At 64.6% G+C, this 15,628-nt stretch carries 13 protein-coding genes; 4 read left to right on the forward strand and 9 right to left on the reverse strand.

The annotated features are described in order from the left end of the window. Positions 1 to 98: 98 nt before the first annotated feature. The 9 genes from B447_RS08570 to B447_RS08610 all read right to left on the reverse strand — a co-directional run bounded on the left by B447_RS08570 (position 99) and on the right by B447_RS08610 (position 10,615). The gene (locus B447_RS08570; RefSeq protein ID WP_002938740.1) at positions 99 to 1,100 is read right to left on the reverse strand and encodes a FecR family protein; all 1,002 of its coding nucleotides are present in this window, start codon (positions 1,098 to 1,100) and stop codon (positions 99 to 101) included. Next, the gene (locus B447_RS08575; RefSeq protein WP_037982563.1) at positions 1,097 to 1,639 is read right to left on the reverse strand and encodes a sigma-70 family RNA polymerase sigma factor; all 543 of its coding nucleotides are present in this window, start codon (positions 1,637 to 1,639) and stop codon (positions 1,097 to 1,099) included. The genes B447_RS08570 and B447_RS08575 overlap by 4 nt, the downstream gene beginning before the upstream one ends. Positions 1,640 to 1,834: 195 nt before the next feature. Beyond that, a complete protein-coding gene (locus tag B447_RS08580; protein ID WP_002938744.1) occupies positions 1,835 to 4,261 on the reverse strand; it encodes a TonB-dependent siderophore receptor in 2,427 nt (808 codons plus the stop codon). A gap of 116 nt (positions 4,262 to 4,377) precedes the next feature. Further along, positions 4,378 to 5,403 carry a FecR domain-containing protein gene (locus B447_RS08585; protein WP_002938745.1) on the reverse strand — a complete coding sequence of 342 codons (1,026 nt, stop codon included), beginning with the start codon at positions 5,401 to 5,403 and terminating at the stop codon, positions 4,378 to 4,380. After that, on the reverse strand, positions 5,400 to 5,909 hold the full coding sequence (locus B447_RS08590) for a sigma-70 family RNA polymerase sigma factor (RefSeq protein WP_002938750.1): 510 nt from the start codon (positions 5,907 to 5,909) through the stop codon (positions 5,400 to 5,402). Before B447_RS08590 ends, B447_RS08585 begins: the two co-directional genes overlap by 4 nt. 225 nt (positions 5,910 to 6,134) lie before the next feature. Then, positions 6,135 to 8,396, reverse strand: coding sequence for a TonB-dependent receptor (locus B447_RS08595; protein ID WP_037982565.1), 2,262 nt, complete (start codon positions 8,394 to 8,396; stop codon positions 6,135 to 6,137). 91 nt (positions 8,397 to 8,487) lie between these two features. Next, positions 8,488 to 9,537 (reverse strand): FecR domain-containing protein, encoded by a 1,050-nt coding sequence (locus tag B447_RS08600; protein WP_002938760.1) that lies wholly within the window; start codon positions 9,535 to 9,537, stop codon positions 8,488 to 8,490. Further along, entirely contained in the window at positions 9,538 to 10,035 is a 498-nt protein-coding gene (locus B447_RS08605) for a sigma-70 family RNA polymerase sigma factor (protein WP_002938765.1), read from the reverse strand. 187 nt (positions 10,036 to 10,222) lie between these two features. Next, positions 10,223 to 10,615, reverse strand: coding sequence for a DUF423 domain-containing protein (locus B447_RS08610; protein ID WP_002938766.1), 393 nt, complete (start codon positions 10,613 to 10,615; stop codon positions 10,223 to 10,225). Positions 10,616 to 10,766: 151 nt separating this feature from the next. Here B447_RS08610 and azu point away from each other — a divergent pair, with 151 nt between their 5' ends. The 4 genes from azu (at position 10,767) to B447_RS08630 (ending at position 15,503) form a co-directional block, all read left to right on the forward strand. After that, a complete protein-coding gene (gene azu / locus B447_RS08615) occupies positions 10,767 to 11,210 on the forward strand; it encodes an azurin (protein ID WP_002938767.1) in 444 nt (147 codons plus the stop codon). Positions 11,211 to 11,371: 161 nt separating this feature from the next. After that, complete coding sequence (locus tag B447_RS08620; protein ID WP_232431591.1) at positions 11,372 to 11,929, forward strand: sigma-70 family RNA polymerase sigma factor; 558 nt, start codon at positions 11,372 to 11,374, stop codon at positions 11,927 to 11,929. Then, positions 11,922 to 12,980, forward strand: coding sequence for a FecR family protein (locus tag B447_RS08625; protein ID WP_002938771.1), 1,059 nt, complete (start codon positions 11,922 to 11,924; stop codon positions 12,978 to 12,980). Before B447_RS08620 ends, B447_RS08625 begins: the two co-directional genes overlap by 8 nt. A 69-nt stretch (positions 12,981 to 13,049) precedes the next feature. Beyond that, a complete protein-coding gene (locus tag B447_RS08630) occupies positions 13,050 to 15,503 on the forward strand; it encodes a TonB-dependent receptor (protein ID WP_002938772.1) in 2,454 nt (817 codons plus the stop codon). Positions 15,504 to 15,628 lie beyond the last annotated feature (125 nt).

The raw sequence follows: 15,628 nt of genomic DNA on the forward strand, positions 1-15,628 counted from the left end.
CGCACATGGCGACTTGTGTGTCCCTGTGGGGTAAACCGGATGGGGGCGAAAAATGTGGAAGTTTTCGGCGAAATTTCTTCGAACGCCCGCCAGGGTGTTCAGCGGGCGCGGGCTTCGATGGTGGTCCACCAGGGCAGCGGCTGGCGCACCTGGATGGGCAAGGCCTGCTGGAGCATGGTCAGGGTGCCGTTGAAATCGTCCAGCGGATAGCTGCCGAGCACCGTGAGATCGGCGACTTCCGGCGCCACGGCGATGTGGCCGCGACGGTAACGGGCGAGTTCGGCGACGACTTGCGCCAGGGGCATGTCCTGCGCCAGCAGGATGCCGCGCGACCAGGCTTCGCGGGCGGGGTCGGCCGCCGTTGTATCGTCCCGGCGGTCGGCGGTGAAGCGGACCTGTTGGCCGGCGGCGACGACGGTGCTGTGCCCGCTGTGGGCCAGCGTGATTTCCACTGCGCCTTCATAGACGGCAAGCTGGGTGCCGCCGGCTTCGTCCAGGCGGACGTTGAAGCGGGTGCCGAGGGCGCGCAGGCGCCCGTGGGCGGTGTCGACGAAGAAGGGTCGGCCGCTGTCGGCAGCGGTCTGGATCAGGATTTCGCCGCTGCGCAGGCGCAGGTGGCGCCGGTCGGCGCGGTAGTCCTGATCGAAGGCACTGGCGCTGGCGAGCCAGACCTGGGTGCCGTCGGCAAGGACGACGTCGCGCCGTTCTCCGGTGGCGGTGTGGTGATCGGCAAAATGGGCGAGCAGCGGATCGACCCAGCCCGCCTGCTGCCAGGCGGCCCAGCCGAGCAGGCCGCCGGTGCCTGCCATGGCGGCGACGCCCAGCAGTGCGCGGCGCTTGACCAGCCGTTGGTTGGCCGTCTGCAGGACATCGGCGGCCAGGCGTGGTGTGGGGGTGGTTTGCAAGGGGGCGAAGCGTTGGCTGACGCGCTCGACGAAGGTCCAGGCGGCATGGTTCTCGCCACCGCTAGCGAGCCAGACCTGCCAGCGCTCGCGGTCAGCGGGCGTGGCATGACCCGAGTTAAGCAGTGAGAACCAGGTGGCGGCCTGTTCCATGGCCTCGTGGCTGGGCGCACGCAGGCCGGGCGGGAGGGCGCTCATTCTTGCTTGACGCCCCCGCCGACCACACTGGCGGCCTCAAGCCTCATGCAGTGCAGCATGGCCTGGGTGATGTAGGTACGCACCGTGCGCGAGCTGACACCCAGTTCGCACGCAATCTCCTGGTGCGTCATGCCGCAGGCGGCGGACAGCACGAAGGCCCGGGCAGCCTTGGCCGAAAGACTGCGCAGCATGGTGTCGATCTCGCGCAGGGCCTGCAGGACGATGTGCTGATCCTCGGGCGACGGCGCCTGGGCCTCGGGCAACACTGCCAGGGTGTCGAGCCAGGCGCGTTCGATTTCCCGGTGGCGCCACAAGTCGATGCACAGGCCATTTGCGACGACCCGCAGGTAGGCACGTGCCGCCGGCTGGCTGTCGAACTGCTGCGGTGAGCGGAGCAGCCGGATGAAGGTGTCGTGGGCCAGGTCGGCCGCCTCCGACGCATTGCCGAGGCGCCGACGCAACCAGCCTTGCAGCCAGTTGTGGTTGTCGCGGTAGACAAGCTCTACCGATGAGGATGATGCGTAAGCAGATGAACTCACAACCGGCCCGGAGTGTATGGATAGAGTGCGTAATAGCAATGATTCGCAATTATCCATGCGACGGTGGGGAGACGCAAATGCAGCACCGAGTACGCTCGGCCAAGTCGGTCAGGCAGTCGGGAGCGGCGAGGACCGTCGGCCGCGTTGCCACCCGGCACGTCAGGGCGAGCCGGGTGGCGTCGGGTTACGCGCTTGTCAGAAGGCGTACTTCATCGACACGTTCACGCTGCGTGGCTCGCCCCAAGTGTAGGTGCTGTATGCATTGAAGATCGTGTAGTACTTCTTGTCGAGCAGGTTGCTGACGTTGAGGGTGCCGGTCAGCTGCTTGTTGAAGCGATAGCTGGCCATCGCGTCGACGACCCAGTAGTCGGCCACCGTGTGCTTGACCATGCCGCCGGCCGCGGGGTTGAACACGTCGCCCCAGGTCTCGTCCTGCCAACGTGCGCCACCGCCGAGCGTCAGATGGCCATCTTCGCCTCCCGGTTTGTAGGTTGCGAAGATCGAGAGTTGGTTGGCTGGCGCCAGGGTGGACACCTTCTCACCCTGCCGACGCGACACACTGTGGCTGTAGCCAGCGTGGAGATTCCAGTGCGCATCGAGCCGGCCGGACAGTTCCAGTTCGTAACCCTTGGTCTTGACGCCGCTGATAGCGCGGTAAGCGGTGCCGCCGTCGGGTGTCAGACCGCCCGTGGCTTGTGCGAAGTTGTCTTGTTCGAGCTGGAAGATGGCTGCGCTGGTGTTGAGCCGACCGCCCAGGAACGCACTCTTGAGACCGAGTTCGAGGTTGGTGCCTTCAAGCGGATCGAGGGCCTTGCCGGACTCGTCGCGCCGCGATTGCGGTTTGAAGATGCCGGTGTGGCTGGCATATACGGAGTGGGTGCCGTTCAGGTCGTACACGACGCCGAGGTAGGGGACGACGACACCGGACTCGTTCATGCTGCCGCGGTCGTAGCTGGAAACGCGTGCGCCGGTGATGAGCTTGAGGTCGTCGCGCAGGTTCCAGCGCACGGTGCTGTAGAGCCCCTTCTCGCGCGTGGTCTCGTCGTTCTGACCATGCCATGCTGCGGGGTCGTTCCAGTTGGGTTCCGGCACCCTGCCGTTCCAACCGTAATAGTCGGCTACGCTGGTTGGGTAGCCGACCTGCGGTCCGTCGCCCTTGTTGGTCCAGCGGCGGTCGCTGGCGCCGCCGCCAAGAACCAACTCGTGTTTGCGGCCGAACAGCTCAAACGGGCCGCTGGCGTAGAAGTCGGCGGCGTCTGCACGTGTCTTGCCAATGTACCGACCGACCCACATGCGCGTACCGGAGCCGTCTGCCGGGTTCGGGTTGCCGCCACCGACCGCGCCCAACGGCGCGTCGTAGCCGTTGATCTGGTGATTGAGCTGAAGCTTCACCACCCAGTCGTTGTCGAAGTAGTGTTCGAGTGTGGCGAACACTGTACGCGTGTACTGTTCCCAACTGCTCCAGGTGGCGCCGTTGTTGAAAGAGCGCGGGCGCTTGTTGAAGTTGCCTGTGGTGTCGTAGATCGGGATGCCGCCCCAGGTCGAGCGCGTTGGCTTGTTGTCCTGGTAGTCGGCGCCGACAGTCAGCAGCGTGCTGGTGCCGAGATCGGCCTCGAGGATGGCGTAGAACACCGGTGTCTTGCGGCGGTAGCCATCCAGGTGCGATTCGCGGTCCTGATAGGCGGCGACGGCACGTCCGCGCACCGTACCCTCTGCATTGAGCGGGCCGGACAGATCGACCTCGGTGCGGTAGTTGTTCCACGAGCCCGCGCCGAGGCTTGCGTGGCCCTGAAACTCGCGCGTCGGCTTCTTGCGAACCAGATTGATGGTGGCGCCCGGGTCACCACTGCCGGTGAGCAGGCCTGTGGCGCCCTTGAGCACCTCGACACGGTCGTAGATCGCCATGTCGCTGAGCGTATTGCCGGCTGAGTAGCCGGAGTTGCGCTCCATCGGAATGCCGTCGTACTGGAAATTGTTGATCGCGAAGCCGCGCGCGTAATACACGGTGCGCTCGCTGTCATAGGTCAGGATGCTGATGCCCGGCGTGTGGTGCATGACCTTGTCGATGTTGGTGAGTTGGAAGTCATCCATCTCATTGCGCGTGATCACGCTGATCGACTGCGGCGTCTCGCGGGGCGAGAGCACCAGACGGGTGGCAGTGGCGATGGCTCCGGGAGAATAGGTGGCAGTGCCTTCGGTGATCTCGCCGAGCTGGTTGGCGCTGACCTGAACCGCCTGCAGCGTGGTCGGGCCGGTGGGCCGCTTGCGGAGGGTGATCTCACCGCTGCTGTCGCGTACCGCCTCGAGGCCTGTCCCGCGCAGCAGGCGTTGCAGCGCGTCGGTGGCAGACAGTTGGCCGCTGACGCCGGGGGTGGACAGACCGGCGGTGAGTTGCGCATCGACTGCGAGCTGTACGCCCGCCTGCTGACCGAAGCGGCTCAGGGCTTGGTCCAGGCTGCCCGCGGGGACATCGAACTGGCGTACGGTATGCTCGGCGCCCGATTGCGCCAGTGCCGATACAGAGGTTAGCGCAATGCCGCTGCCCAGGAAGGTGAGCAACAGCGCACGTGCAATTGGAGCCATACGATGGTGGGTTGGCTGGTGACTGCGGTTCGGGTTCATCGAAATTTCCTGTGGTCGAACAGTGATCGGGCCGGTGCGGACGCGATTTCCGCGAGGCCTCAGCCTGATATGCCCAACGAGACCGAAGAACCTGCCAACTTTTTTGATGCTTGGGGTCAGCCTTCGGCACGAGGTAGCACGCGCACCCAGTAGCGGGTGAGGGTCTGGATGCGCACCGGCAACCGTCTTTCGAGCGAGGCGAGCACGGTATCGGTGGGCTGGTCGCCGTGCAGTGGCCAGCTGCCGGTGATGCGCAGGGCAGCGACCTCCGGGCTCCACTGGAGGTGTCCAGCGCGATGGCGTGCGATCTCTGCGAGGAAGTCATCGAGGCGGCGGTTGGCCGCTACCAGCATGCCTTCGGTCCACGCATGCGTGCTTTCATTGAGCCCAGTGCGGGCGAGCAGCCGATCGTGGTCGAACTGTGCCTGCTGACCGGCTTCGATGCGTGCGCTTGGGCCGCGGTTGCGAAAGAGAATGTCTACAGCGCCTTCACGTACGCCGAGTCGGCTATGGTCTGCCAGTTGCAGGACATGGAAACGGGTGCCGACCGGCACAAGGCGTGCATCCCTGGTGTCGATCGACAGTGGCCTGCCTGCGGGGTCGGGGGCGGTGACCACCTCGATCTCGCCCTCGCGCAGCACGATGCGCCTTGCCTTGTCGTCGTAACGAAGATCAACAGCGGTCGCACTGTTGAGGCGCAACTGAGTACCGTCCGCGAGGGCTATGCGGCGAAGCTCACCGGCCGCGGTGCTAAGGTCCGCCGGTGCAGCAAGCGCGTGGAGTTCGTCACGGCCGCACCACAGTAGCGCGCCCGCTGCGCCGGCGCAGAGCAGGTGGCCGAGCATGCGTCGCCGCCCCATGCGCCCGGCACGTGTCAGTGTCGCGCGCGCCAGGTCCGGGGCTCCGGCGTTGTGACCCTGCATGATCTGTCCCATGTGCTCCAGCCGTGCGAGGGCGTGGGCGTGGTCGGGATGCGCCTCGCGCCAGGCCTGGAGTGCACGTCGGTCCGCAGCGGAGATGTGGCCGGAGGACTGCAGCACGAACCAGTGTATGGCCCGATCGACGACTGCCTCAGCGATCGGGCGGCCATCGTCAGCCGGTGGCGTACGGGGATCGTGCAGTTGGTCCAAGGAATGGGTCATGCGGGGTAGAGCGCTTTGTAGCAATGCGCCATGGCTCGGATCATGGCCTTCTGGACCACGTTGATGCTGACGCCGAGCTCGCTGCCGATGGCGCTATAGGTGAGGCCTTCGATCTGCGACAGCAGGAAGATATCCCGCACGCGGGGCGGCAGGCCATCGAGCACGCGGGCGATCTCGACCAGCGCTTCAATTGCCAGTGCACGCTCTTCGGGCGACGGTGCGAAGGCCTCGGGGCGGCTGGCCAGCTCTTCGAGGTAGGCCTGCTCGAGCGCCTTGCGACGCCAGTGGTTTACGACGAGCCCGTGCGCGATGGTGGTGAGGTAGGCACGCGGCTCGCGAAGATCGACCATCTCGTCCTTGGCAAGCAGCCGCAAGAAGGTGTCCTGCGCAAGATCCGCCGCCTGTTGGTTGCAGTTGAGGCGACGCCGCAGCCAGCCGTGCAGCCAGCCATGGTGTTCGCGATAGAGGCTGCCGATGGCTGCCCGACAAGTCGCAGCGGTACTCACGTGGGTCTCCGGGAGGCGGTCTTGCTGGCTGGCCCGGAGTGGGTTGGCTGGCTAATCTGTTATGCGAATGGTTCTCATTATGGCACTTGTGTCGTCGCTGCTCAAGCGGTCATGGGAGGTGCGGAGCGCCCAAATCGCTGCGCTCGATGCACGTCGTTTGCGCTCCTGGCGATGTTCCGTACTTGAACCATCGCCAGGGAGCAGGGGCTGGCTCGTACCGGATGGTCAGAAGCGTGCGCTCAGGCCGATGCGCAGTTCGCGCCCCGGTTCACGCGAGCCGACGACGCCTTCGTAGCCCGGAATGTGCTGGAAGTCCTCCGTGGTGGCGTGGTCGAGGTAGCTCTTGTCGAACACGTTCCTGACACTCAGGCTCACCGTGTAGTTGTCGCGACCGCTCGGGTGCCAGCGTGCATAGAGGTCATGGACGCCGTAGCCCGGTTTGTCAATCGTGCCGACGACGGTGGATTGACTGTCGATGCCGCGCACGAAACGGCCTTGCCAGCCCATTTCGAGGCGGTCGTTGGGCGTGTAGTCGAGGCTTGCGGTCACGGTGTTGCCCTGGCTGATGCCGAGTCCGTTGTGGGCGTAACCGTTGGGTACTTCGTCGTTCAGCGTAAGCAGGTTGCGATGGAAGTTAACCGCCATGGTCAGGCGATTCCACTGGTAGCCTGCCGTCAGCAGGAGCCCGCGCGATTTCAGTTGGCCGACGTTCTCGTAGCGGTTGGGGCGGCCGAGAGGGTCGGCAATGGCGTTGTCGATGAGGGTCTCGTACACCTTGGCGCCGAGCCGAAGTCGATCACGCTCGTATTCGGCCCCAAGCTCGGACGAGCGGGCCTTTTCCGCCTTGAGTCCGGGAGCGTTTGTGGCCACCGACATCTTGAAGGCGTCCATGTTGCCCGGGCCGCGTAGCGCGCGTGAGTGAGCCGCGAGCAGAATGAGTTCCGGCGTCAGAGCGTAGGTGAAGCCGACGTTCGGGCTGAAGCCGCTGGCCTTCATGGTAGTGCCGCTGTCGTCGGTGACCTCGTAGCGGTCGTGACGGACGCCGATGTCCATATGCAGAGGGTCAGCCAGCTGGATACGGTCCTGCACGAAGAAACCGCGGACATCGCCGTTTCCAGTTTCCTCATTGAGGTTGGAGAGCGAGCCTGCGTTGACCTTGTCGCGGCGGTAGTCGAAGCCATAGGTTACGCGATGCCGGCCAAGGACACTGGTGTTGCGCATATCGAAGCCTGTCGACTCCATCTGTGCGACATAGACGCCCCAGCGGCCGATCACATTCTGCTCGAAGTCGGTTTGCGTCTGGTAAAGGTTGGCGGCGAGATCGAGCAGCGGGTTGTCGGACTTCCAAGTGTAGCCCGCATTCCAGGTCCTGCGCTCGCTGCTCATCGGATAGGCCGGGTTCCATGAACTGCGGATCCATTGCGGGCGCTGGTTGCGCATGCCCTCGTTGTCATGCCGGTCGTAGGTCAGGCGCAGGGTCTGCTCGGGGGTCAGCTTGCCGACCACCTTGAAGAAGCTCGACTCTTGCTGTGAGCCGGTGCTATGGACGCGTTCGCCGCTACCGTCCTCGTAGTCACTCTGGTCCAGGCGGGTCATCGAGGCCATGGCCGACCAGTTGCCGCCGAGGCGGCCGAAGACCGTGGTGTGGGCCTTGTAGCCTTCGGCGTTGCCGGTGTATTCGCCCTTCACGAGTGCACCGGCTTTTTCGTCCCGGCGCAGCAGCTCTTCCGGGTCCTTGGTGATGAAGCGGATGGCGCCACCTAGGGCGCCCGGGCCGGCCGTGGCGTCCACGACACCGGGCATGATCTCGACACGGCTGATCAGCTCGGGTTCGAGCTGCAGGCGGCCAGCGTGATGAAAGGCGCGGTTGCCTTGGACGGTGCCGTCGATCGAGACACTGACCAGAGTGTCCTCGACCCCGCGCACGAAGATCTTTTGTGCGATTCCATGTCCGCCGCCGACGGAGACCTCAGGCTGGCCGGCCAGGATGTCTTCCAGGTCGTTTGCCGCATAACGCTCAAGCGTACGGGCACTGACCCGTCCAGGGGTGGCGGTGCTGTCTGCGAACCCGGCGGTTACACGCACGGCCTCCAGGGTGGCCTCGGTGCCGCCCGCTCGCTGCGCGCGGGCAGTACGGCGAAGCCCGTACTTGCCGCCACTGTCGCGAAAGCCCTCCAGTCCGCTGCCTTCCAGCAGGCGGTCGAGGCCCTCTTGCGGGGAGTAGGTACCGCGCAGCCCGGCGCTGTTCAGGTCGGCGACGAGGTCGCTCGGAAAGGCCAGCAGGATGCCGGCTTCCCGCCCGAAGCGGTTGAGCGTGCTCTCGAGCGAGCCGGGGCCGATGTCATACTTCTTTCGGGCCGTGGCGGCGCTGCTGGCCGTCACGTCGGCGTGGACGGACTCCGGGAAGACTCCGGTGACGACCATTGCAACGGCGAGGCTGAGCAGGGTGCGTTGGACTATGGGGGTGTTGCTGTGTCGTGGGCGCATCATCGAATCCTTGATAAGGGTGGGCAAGCGTCGAGGCTTGCCTTCCATGTCTCGCGAGATTCGAAAACAGCTCAGCCTGATCGAAAATAGATCAACCGCGGCGTGCTGCCCGCACCGTTGCCCAGTAGCGGGTGAGGTAGTGAATCTCGACCGGCAGCGTGCGGCGTAGCGCATCGAGGATTCTGTCCGGTTCGGCCAGTGGGTAGGAGCCCGACAGGCGCAGCGCTGCCACGGCCGGATCGCAGTTCAGGCGGCCCGGGCGATGGCGGTCGAGTTCGGCCAGGAAATCGGCCAGACGCATGCGGCTGGCGACGATCATGCCGTCCTGCCAGGCAATGCGGTCATCGTCGGCAGTGCCGCTGGCAAGAATGGTGTGCCCGGCGAACTCCGCGCTGTTCCCCGTACCGACCGTAAGGCTGGGGGCGGCGGTGCCCGCGGGACGGATCTGGACCGCTCCCGCGAAAACGTCAAGTCGCGTCCTGTCGTCGTACAGTCGAACGGAAAAACGCGTGCCCAGTGGCTGCAACACGCCGTGCGGGGTGAGCACCTGGAACGGTCGGGGCCTTGGGAAGGCTTCGTCACGCCCGGTGTCGATGAGGATCTCGCCGCGCACCAGTTGCAGCCTGCGGGCGTGATCCGAAAAGGCGATGTTGAGCGCGCTGTCGCTGTTCAACAGCACGCGGCTGCCATCGGCCAGTTGCAGCGTACGCCGTTCTCCTGTCCTGCTGCGTGCGTCGGCGATCCAGGGGCGCCAAGGTGCGTGGTCGTGCGTCGCCAGCGTCACACCACCGACGAACAGGGCCGCAGCGAGCATTTTGACGGCCTGGCGCCGTCCGCGCGAGGCCGGTCGCGTCAGTGCCGCCTGCGCCAGCGCCGAACCGAGCGGTGAGGCGAGCCCGCCCAGCCGGGCATTGACCGCCTCGATGCGCTGCCAGGCGCGCTCATGTGCTGGATCGCGCGCCCGCCAGTCCAGGATTGCCCGTTCGATGTCCGATCCCGGCTTGGCAGATTGCAGTTCGACCAGCCAGGTGACCGCCTGGCGGGCGACATCGGCGGAGACGCCGTCAATCCTGCCCTCACTCCCCGCCAGCGGTGGCGAGTTGTCAGTGTTGGCCGGCGATGCGGGTGACAGGCCGAACATTCAGTCCAACGCCAGGGCAAAGTAGCATTGCGTACCGGCCTTGATCAGGTAGCGCTTGACCGAGCTGATCGAGATGCCCAGCGTTGCCGCGATCTCGGTGTGGCTCATGCCGTCGAGCTGCGCATGCAGAAAGGCGCGCTTGACGACGGCGGGCAGGCCGTCGAGCAGGCGGTCGATCTCCACCAGCGTCTCCAGCAGGCAGGCCTTTTCCTCCGCCGAAGGCGCTACTGCCTCGGGCCACTGCGCCAGCGTCTCCAGGAAGGCGCGTTCCACGCGTTCATGGCGCCAGTGGTTGGAGAGCACTCGCTGGGCAACGGTGACCAGGAATGCACGGGGCTCGTCGAGGACGGGCATCTCCTCGCGGTTGAGCAGGCGCATGTAGGTGTCGTGCACGAGATCCGCCGCGCGGTGCGTGCAACCGAGCTTCTTGCGCAACCAGGCATGCAGCCACCGGTGGTGGTCTGCATACAGGTCGGTGATGGGGTGGGCAGCGGGCACGGGCGACTCCGGGCGGGGAGGAAAGCGCTGGCTGGCTGCCTGATGTCAGGGTGGCTGGCTATCGAGAATGGTTCTTATTTTGTAGGTTTCCTCGGAGGGCGTCAATTCGCGTTACGGCCCGCCCGCGAGACTGGCGTGTTCCAGAGCGCTCCCGTCAAGGTCCCGTGCCGCCCCAAGAGTACACTCTTTACCCCCTTCGCCACCCCGCTGCCGCCAGCGCCAGCCAGCCAAAGATCAGGCAGAAGCCTCCCAAGGGGATGACCTCGGCAAGTGCCCCGTAGTCGATACCGCCGATGATGCGGATGAGATAGATGCCACCAGCGAAGCCTGCGATGCCGACGGTGAACAGGGCACCTGCAACGTTCAGCCACAGGCTGGGTTGCCAGCGGTACCAAAGGGCAACACCAAAGAGGGCGAGGGTGTGCAGCATGTGATGAAGGCTGGCGCTGCGGGCGCGTTCCAGCGCAAGCGGTAGGTCTTCCGCCATGACATAGGCCGGCAGGCCGTGCGTGCTCCAGGCGGCGACGGCGACGCCGATGGCGCCGAGCAGCCCAGTCAGGGTGATCCAAAGGCGGTACATGTTCTTCCTCGTCAGACGATGGTGTGTGGGGGCAGGAGAGTGTTGGTCGACACCGTTTTACCGTAATTTGTTACGATTGAGAATCATTACTATTTTGGCGGCTCAGCATGGCTCGTCTGCCCTGTCCAAATTCCTGATAAGGAGATACTCGATGAAGCGACACCTGATGCTAGCGCTCGCCTTGTTGGCAGGCGCGGCCCCGTTGTCTGCTGCGACCTGCGAAGTGACGGTCGAAAGCAACGATGCGATGCAGTTCAATCTGAAGGAAATCACGATCGATCGCAGTTGCAAGCAGTTCACGGTTCATCTCAAACACGTCGGCAAGCTTGCCAAGGTGTCGATGGGGCACAACTGGGTACTGGCGAAGACCGCCGATCTTCAGGCGGTCGCCACCGATGGCGCCAAGGCTGGGCCGGCGAATGGCTATCTGGTTCCCGACGATCCTCGGGTGATCGCGCATACCGCCATGATCGGCGGCGGCGAGTCGGACTCCGTGACCTTCGATGTCGAACGGCTAGGTGACGGGGGGGATTACAGCTTCTTCTGCTCGTTCCCCGGGCATTGGGGCGTCATGAAGGGGGTGGTGAAGTTCTGAGCGCTCCTTGCTGGCGCCGGGGTGCCGTCTTCGACCTGTGCTCGTTGAAGGCCCCCGATGTTGGCAGCTTGCGCGGGATGCTTCTGCGAGCCGCCAGGGCGCCTTGCGAGTGGACGAGGCCTTTCTGGCAAGTTGGTCAGAATTGGCCCTATCACGGTTGATTGACTGTTTCGATGCTCTCTCTTCCCCGTCAGAAATCGATAGAACTGCTGTATCGAGAACACAGAGCCTGGTTGAAGGACTGGCTTCGCGTGCGGCTGGGTTGCCCCCAGTATGCCGCTGATCTGGCGCAAGACACCTTCGTGCGTTTGATTCAGGCGAGGCAGGGGGCGACCGAGGCGGTCAAGCTCAAGGCGCCGCGCGCCTATCTGAGAGTGATTGCGCATGGTTTGATGGTGGATCACTGGCGGCGTGCGGATCTGGAGCGCGCTTACGCCGAGGCCCTGGCGTCGCGCCCGGAGGGTTTCGAGCCGTCCCCGGAGCATCGCCTTATGGTGCTTGAGGTGCTCTTGAGGCTCGATGCCTTGCTCGGACGACTCAAGCCGCGGATGCGCGAGGTGTTCATCCTGGTCCATATCGACAACTGCACCCTGGCTGAGGTCGCCGAGCGACTCTCGTTGTCGAGGGCGACCGTGGAGCGCGACCTGGCGGCGGCGATGCGCCACTGTTACCAGCAGGTGTTCGAAAACGTGCCGCTTGGCGAACCGGTTCATGGCTGAGATGACGGTGGGGCTTGGTGTCGTCAATCCCCTCGCGGCGGTGGAGCCGAGCGCCGAGGTGGTCGAGTCGGCCATCCAGTGGTCGATTCGCATGCGCTCGGGTGATGCGGACAGTGCCGCCTGCGAACGGTGGCGTGCGGTCCACCCCAGTCATGAATTGGCATGGCAGCGTGTGCAGTGGATGTGTGGCGCACTATGCGCCTTGCCGCCGGGCGAGGCCTCGACGGGTGTTGTCGATGCGTTCGCCGTCGCGGGTGGCCGCCGTAGGCGTCGGCGCCAGTTTGTCGCCATGCTTGCGGTTGCCGCTGTGCTGCCCATGCTTGCGGGACGCCGCTGGGGCGATGAGGCGGGTAGCCAGGCCGTGTATGCAAGCACTGCACCGGGTGGCTATCGAACGGTGTCTCTCGGCGGCGGAGGCACCTTGCGGCTGAATACCAATACGGCCGTCAGGTTGAGTCTTGAGGACCGGACGGAGCATGTCGAACTCCTGCGTGGAGAAATTTACGTCGACGCGACGCTGCGGGGCGCGGCGAACATGCTTGCCCTGCAGGTGTTGTGCCCCTTCGGCTCTGTGGCTTGCGAGGGCGCTGCCGTCTTCGCAGTCCGGCTCGACGCTGGGCGAGCCCTGGTGCATGTCGAGGCGGGCGAGGTCCATTTGCACGGGATGGCTGCCGGTCCGCATGTTGATGGGTTGGCTGCACCTGCAGGGGGTTGCTACGAACTCGCCAGTGGTGGCGTCGTGCCTGCGCCGCAAGCTGCCCGGCTTGATCCGCTTGGGTGGGTCGATCGCGTGCTGGCGGCACGCGACATGAGCCTGGAGAGCTTCGCCGCGGAGTTGTCCCGCTACCGCCACGCATCGGTGAGCGTGGCGCCCGAGATCCGCGATCTCGCCGTCTCCGGTGTGTTTCAGGTTGGCGATGTGGCGGCGGCGCTGAAACTGCTCACCCGCATGCTCCCGGTGCGCGTCGCCGGCTTGGCCTCCTGGTCGCGAATGCCGGTGCGCCTGCTCGCCCGCGATACCGGCGCGCCGGCAAGAAGGATAAAAATGTGAGGGATTTTTTCGGCTCGTCCGGCAAACAGGGAAAGCGAGTTTTTCCTGTCCAACTGAGGAGTCATTAGTATGTCCCCCGTATATATGCCCGGGTTCGTTCTCCGCACGAATCCGTTGAAGCAGGCTCTGTACCGAGCCTTGTTGGGTGCCGGGCTGGTGCTGACAGGGTCGCCGACCGTCGCAGCGCCTGCGGTTGAGGTGGCCCAGGGCCCCGTCCAGCGTTTCCTGGTGCCTCCGGGCACGCTGGCGCAGGCACTCGACTCGCTGGCTCGCCAGGCCAGGGTGTCAATCGCCTATGACGGGCAACTCGAAGCCATCGCCAAGCCGGCTCGCGGACTCGATGGCGAGTTCAGTCTCGACGAAGGCTTGGCTATGCTGCTCGCCGGTACCGGGCTCGAGGTGCTGGTGGTGCCAGAGGGGCGCATCGTGCGCAGGCGCCCCCAGGTGCCAGATGCAGCATCGGTGGCTGCGGCTGAACATGCCACGCTGTCCGAGGTGACGGTTCTAGGGACCAGGCTGGCGCTGGACGTAATGAAGTATCCAGGCTCGGTTGCGGTGCTAGATGACACCGCGCTCGATGGTACGGTCAATGTGATCGAGGCCCTTGGCCGTGTGCCCGGCGTCGCTTCGGGCAGCGACAGTGGGCGCAGCATTGGTTCGCAGTTCACGGTGCGAGGGTTCGGCTATGGTTCCGAGGACCGTGTGATCGTGTTGCAGGACGGCGTGAGACGGTCGTCCTCGCTTTATTCCAACCATGTTTCGACCTTCCGGTCGGACAACGACCTGCTCAAGCGCGTTGAAGTGGTGAAGGGCGCATCGTCGGTCTCGCACGGCGGCGGGGCGATCGGGGGGGTTATCGGGATGACCACCAAGGATGCCGGTGACTTCCTCGCTGCTGGCGAGGAACGGGGTGTGGCCGCCAAGCTTGCTTATCAGACCAACAACTATCGTGAGGTGTATCTGGCGGGTGCGCTCGCTCCGGCCGATAAGCCTTACGAACTGCTGGTCTACGGCAAGCGGGGGCGGGTTGGCGATCTGCGGCTTTCGCGCACGGTGGACAAGGGCAGCGGCGTGTTCAACCGTGACGTCGATAATCGCGAGGATCTCGAGGTCGGCTTCATCAAGGCTGCATGGAACCTCCCCCATGGCCAGCGCGCTGCGCTTTCCTACTACGACTTTGCCGAGGACACCGAAGTGACTTGGCAGACGCTTTTCCACTCGGGCTACAGTACGACAACGGGACCGGTGCGAGGAACCCTGCGCCAGCGCGACATGGTGGCGAGCTACACCCTGCAGCCGGGATCGCCGTGGCTGAATGTCTCGGCGATGGCGTACCACGCGGTTGGCAGTTATGACCGCGGCTACGAGTATGTCCTGAGCAGCGGCGCTCAACGCAAGCTCGACTACGAGAACAAGGACACACGCCGTGGATTGCGCCTGAACAACCAGATGTACTTCGATGCCCTGGGCGCTCGTCATCGCCTGATCGTGGGTGTCGATTACGAGCGCCGTAACGAGGATGCCAGCTATGTGCTCGATGGCGTGACGACGGTGTTCGGCTCGATTCCGAATACCTACGATGATCTGGGCCTCTTCCTGCAGGAAGAGGCAAGTTTCCTCGATGACAGGTTGGTCGTGCATCTAGGTGGTCGCTACGACCGCTTTCAGCGCAAGGTGAATGCGAACGAAGGGGAGTACAGCAACAGTCACTTCTCGCCGCGCGTGGGCGTCAGCGTGGCTGCGGGGCAGGGCTGGCATCTGCTGGGAAACTATTCGGAATCCTTCCGCGCACCGACGCCGCACGAGACCTCCTCGAGCGGACCACTCAATCCGCACTACTACTACCTTCCGAACCCCGATCTCAAGCCGGAGACCGTGCGGGAGTTCGAATGGGGCGTGTCCTTTGACCGTCGATCCATGTTCGTTGATGGTGACCGACTGCGCATGAAGTCGACGTACTTCGACGGCACCATCGACAACCTGATCAAGCTGCAGCCCGACCTCACCGGGCCCAAGCCGCCGGAGAGCAATCACTACGCGACCTACGAGAACGTAGACAAGGTGGAGCGTCGCGGCTACGAGCTGACGACGGCCTACAGCACCCGCCGTGCCGGAGTCGATCTGTCCTACGAGCACCTGAAGCAGCGCGACAAGGCGACCGGGCGCTTCACGCCTCAGGCCTATGCCGACCGTGTGCGTGTGGGCGTCCATTTCAGCCCGTTCGAACGCATGCGGGTGAACGTGGACGTCAGCCATTGGCGCAAGCCGGATCAGAATCCCGAGACCGTGGTGTCCGGGGGGCGGACGCTCTGGTATGTGCGCGATGACTTCACTCAGGTGAACGTCGGCGTGCGGTGGGCGCCAAGGCTGGTTGATGGGTCACTATTGGGCAAGGAGATAGAGATCTCGGCCGGCGTCAACAATCTGTTCGACCAGCCTTACATCAACGCCTTGAACGTGGAAACGACGACACGCGTCGGCAAAGGCCGGAATGCTTTCCTGAGCTTGACGAGTCGGTTCTGAGCGGATGGGGCGCGAGGCTCCGCTGCCGTAGCGACGCTGACCATGACGCGCCGGGTCAAGGGCACGTCATGGTCGAGTCAGGGTTAAATGTAACAACATGTGAATTAGTGACCGTTTTGGGGCGC

The sequence above is a fragment of the Thauera sp. 27 genome, assembly GCF_000310125.2.
GTDB classification, from domain to species: domain Bacteria; phylum Pseudomonadota; class Gammaproteobacteria; order Burkholderiales; family Rhodocyclaceae; genus Thauera; species Thauera mechernichensis.

Bases quoted from the DNA above. Each gene is read 5' to 3' on its own strand.
- B447_RS08570 (WP_002938740.1), bottom strand. From the start codon at position 1,100: ATGAGCGCCCTCCCGCCCGGCCTGCGTGCGCCCAGCCACGAGGCCATG.
- B447_RS08580 (WP_002938744.1), bottom strand. From the start codon at position 4,261: ATGAACCCGAACCGCAGTCACCAGCCAACCCACCATCGTATGGCTCCA.
- B447_RS08585 (WP_002938745.1), bottom strand. From the start codon at position 5,403: ATGACCCATTCCTTGGACCAACTGCACGATCCCCGTACGCCACCGGCT.
- B447_RS08595 (WP_037982565.1), bottom strand. From the start codon at position 8,396: ATGCGCCCACGACACAGCAACACCCCCATAGTCCAACGCACCCTGCTC.
- B447_RS08600 (WP_002938760.1), bottom strand. From the start codon at position 9,537: ATGTTCGGCCTGTCACCCGCATCGCCGGCCAACACTGACAACTCGCCA.
- B447_RS08610 (WP_002938766.1), bottom strand. From the start codon at position 10,615: ATGTACCGCCTTTGGATCACCCTGACTGGGCTGCTCGGCGCCATCGGC.
- azu (WP_002938767.1), top strand. From the start codon at position 10,767: ATGAAGCGACACCTGATGCTAGCGCTCGCCTTGTTGGCAGGCGCGGCC.
- B447_RS08625 (WP_002938771.1), top strand. From the start codon at position 11,922: ATGGCTGAGATGACGGTGGGGCTTGGTGTCGTCAATCCCCTCGCGGCG.
- B447_RS08630 (WP_002938772.1), top strand. From the start codon at position 13,050: ATGTCCCCCGTATATATGCCCGGGTTCGTTCTCCGCACGAATCCGTTG.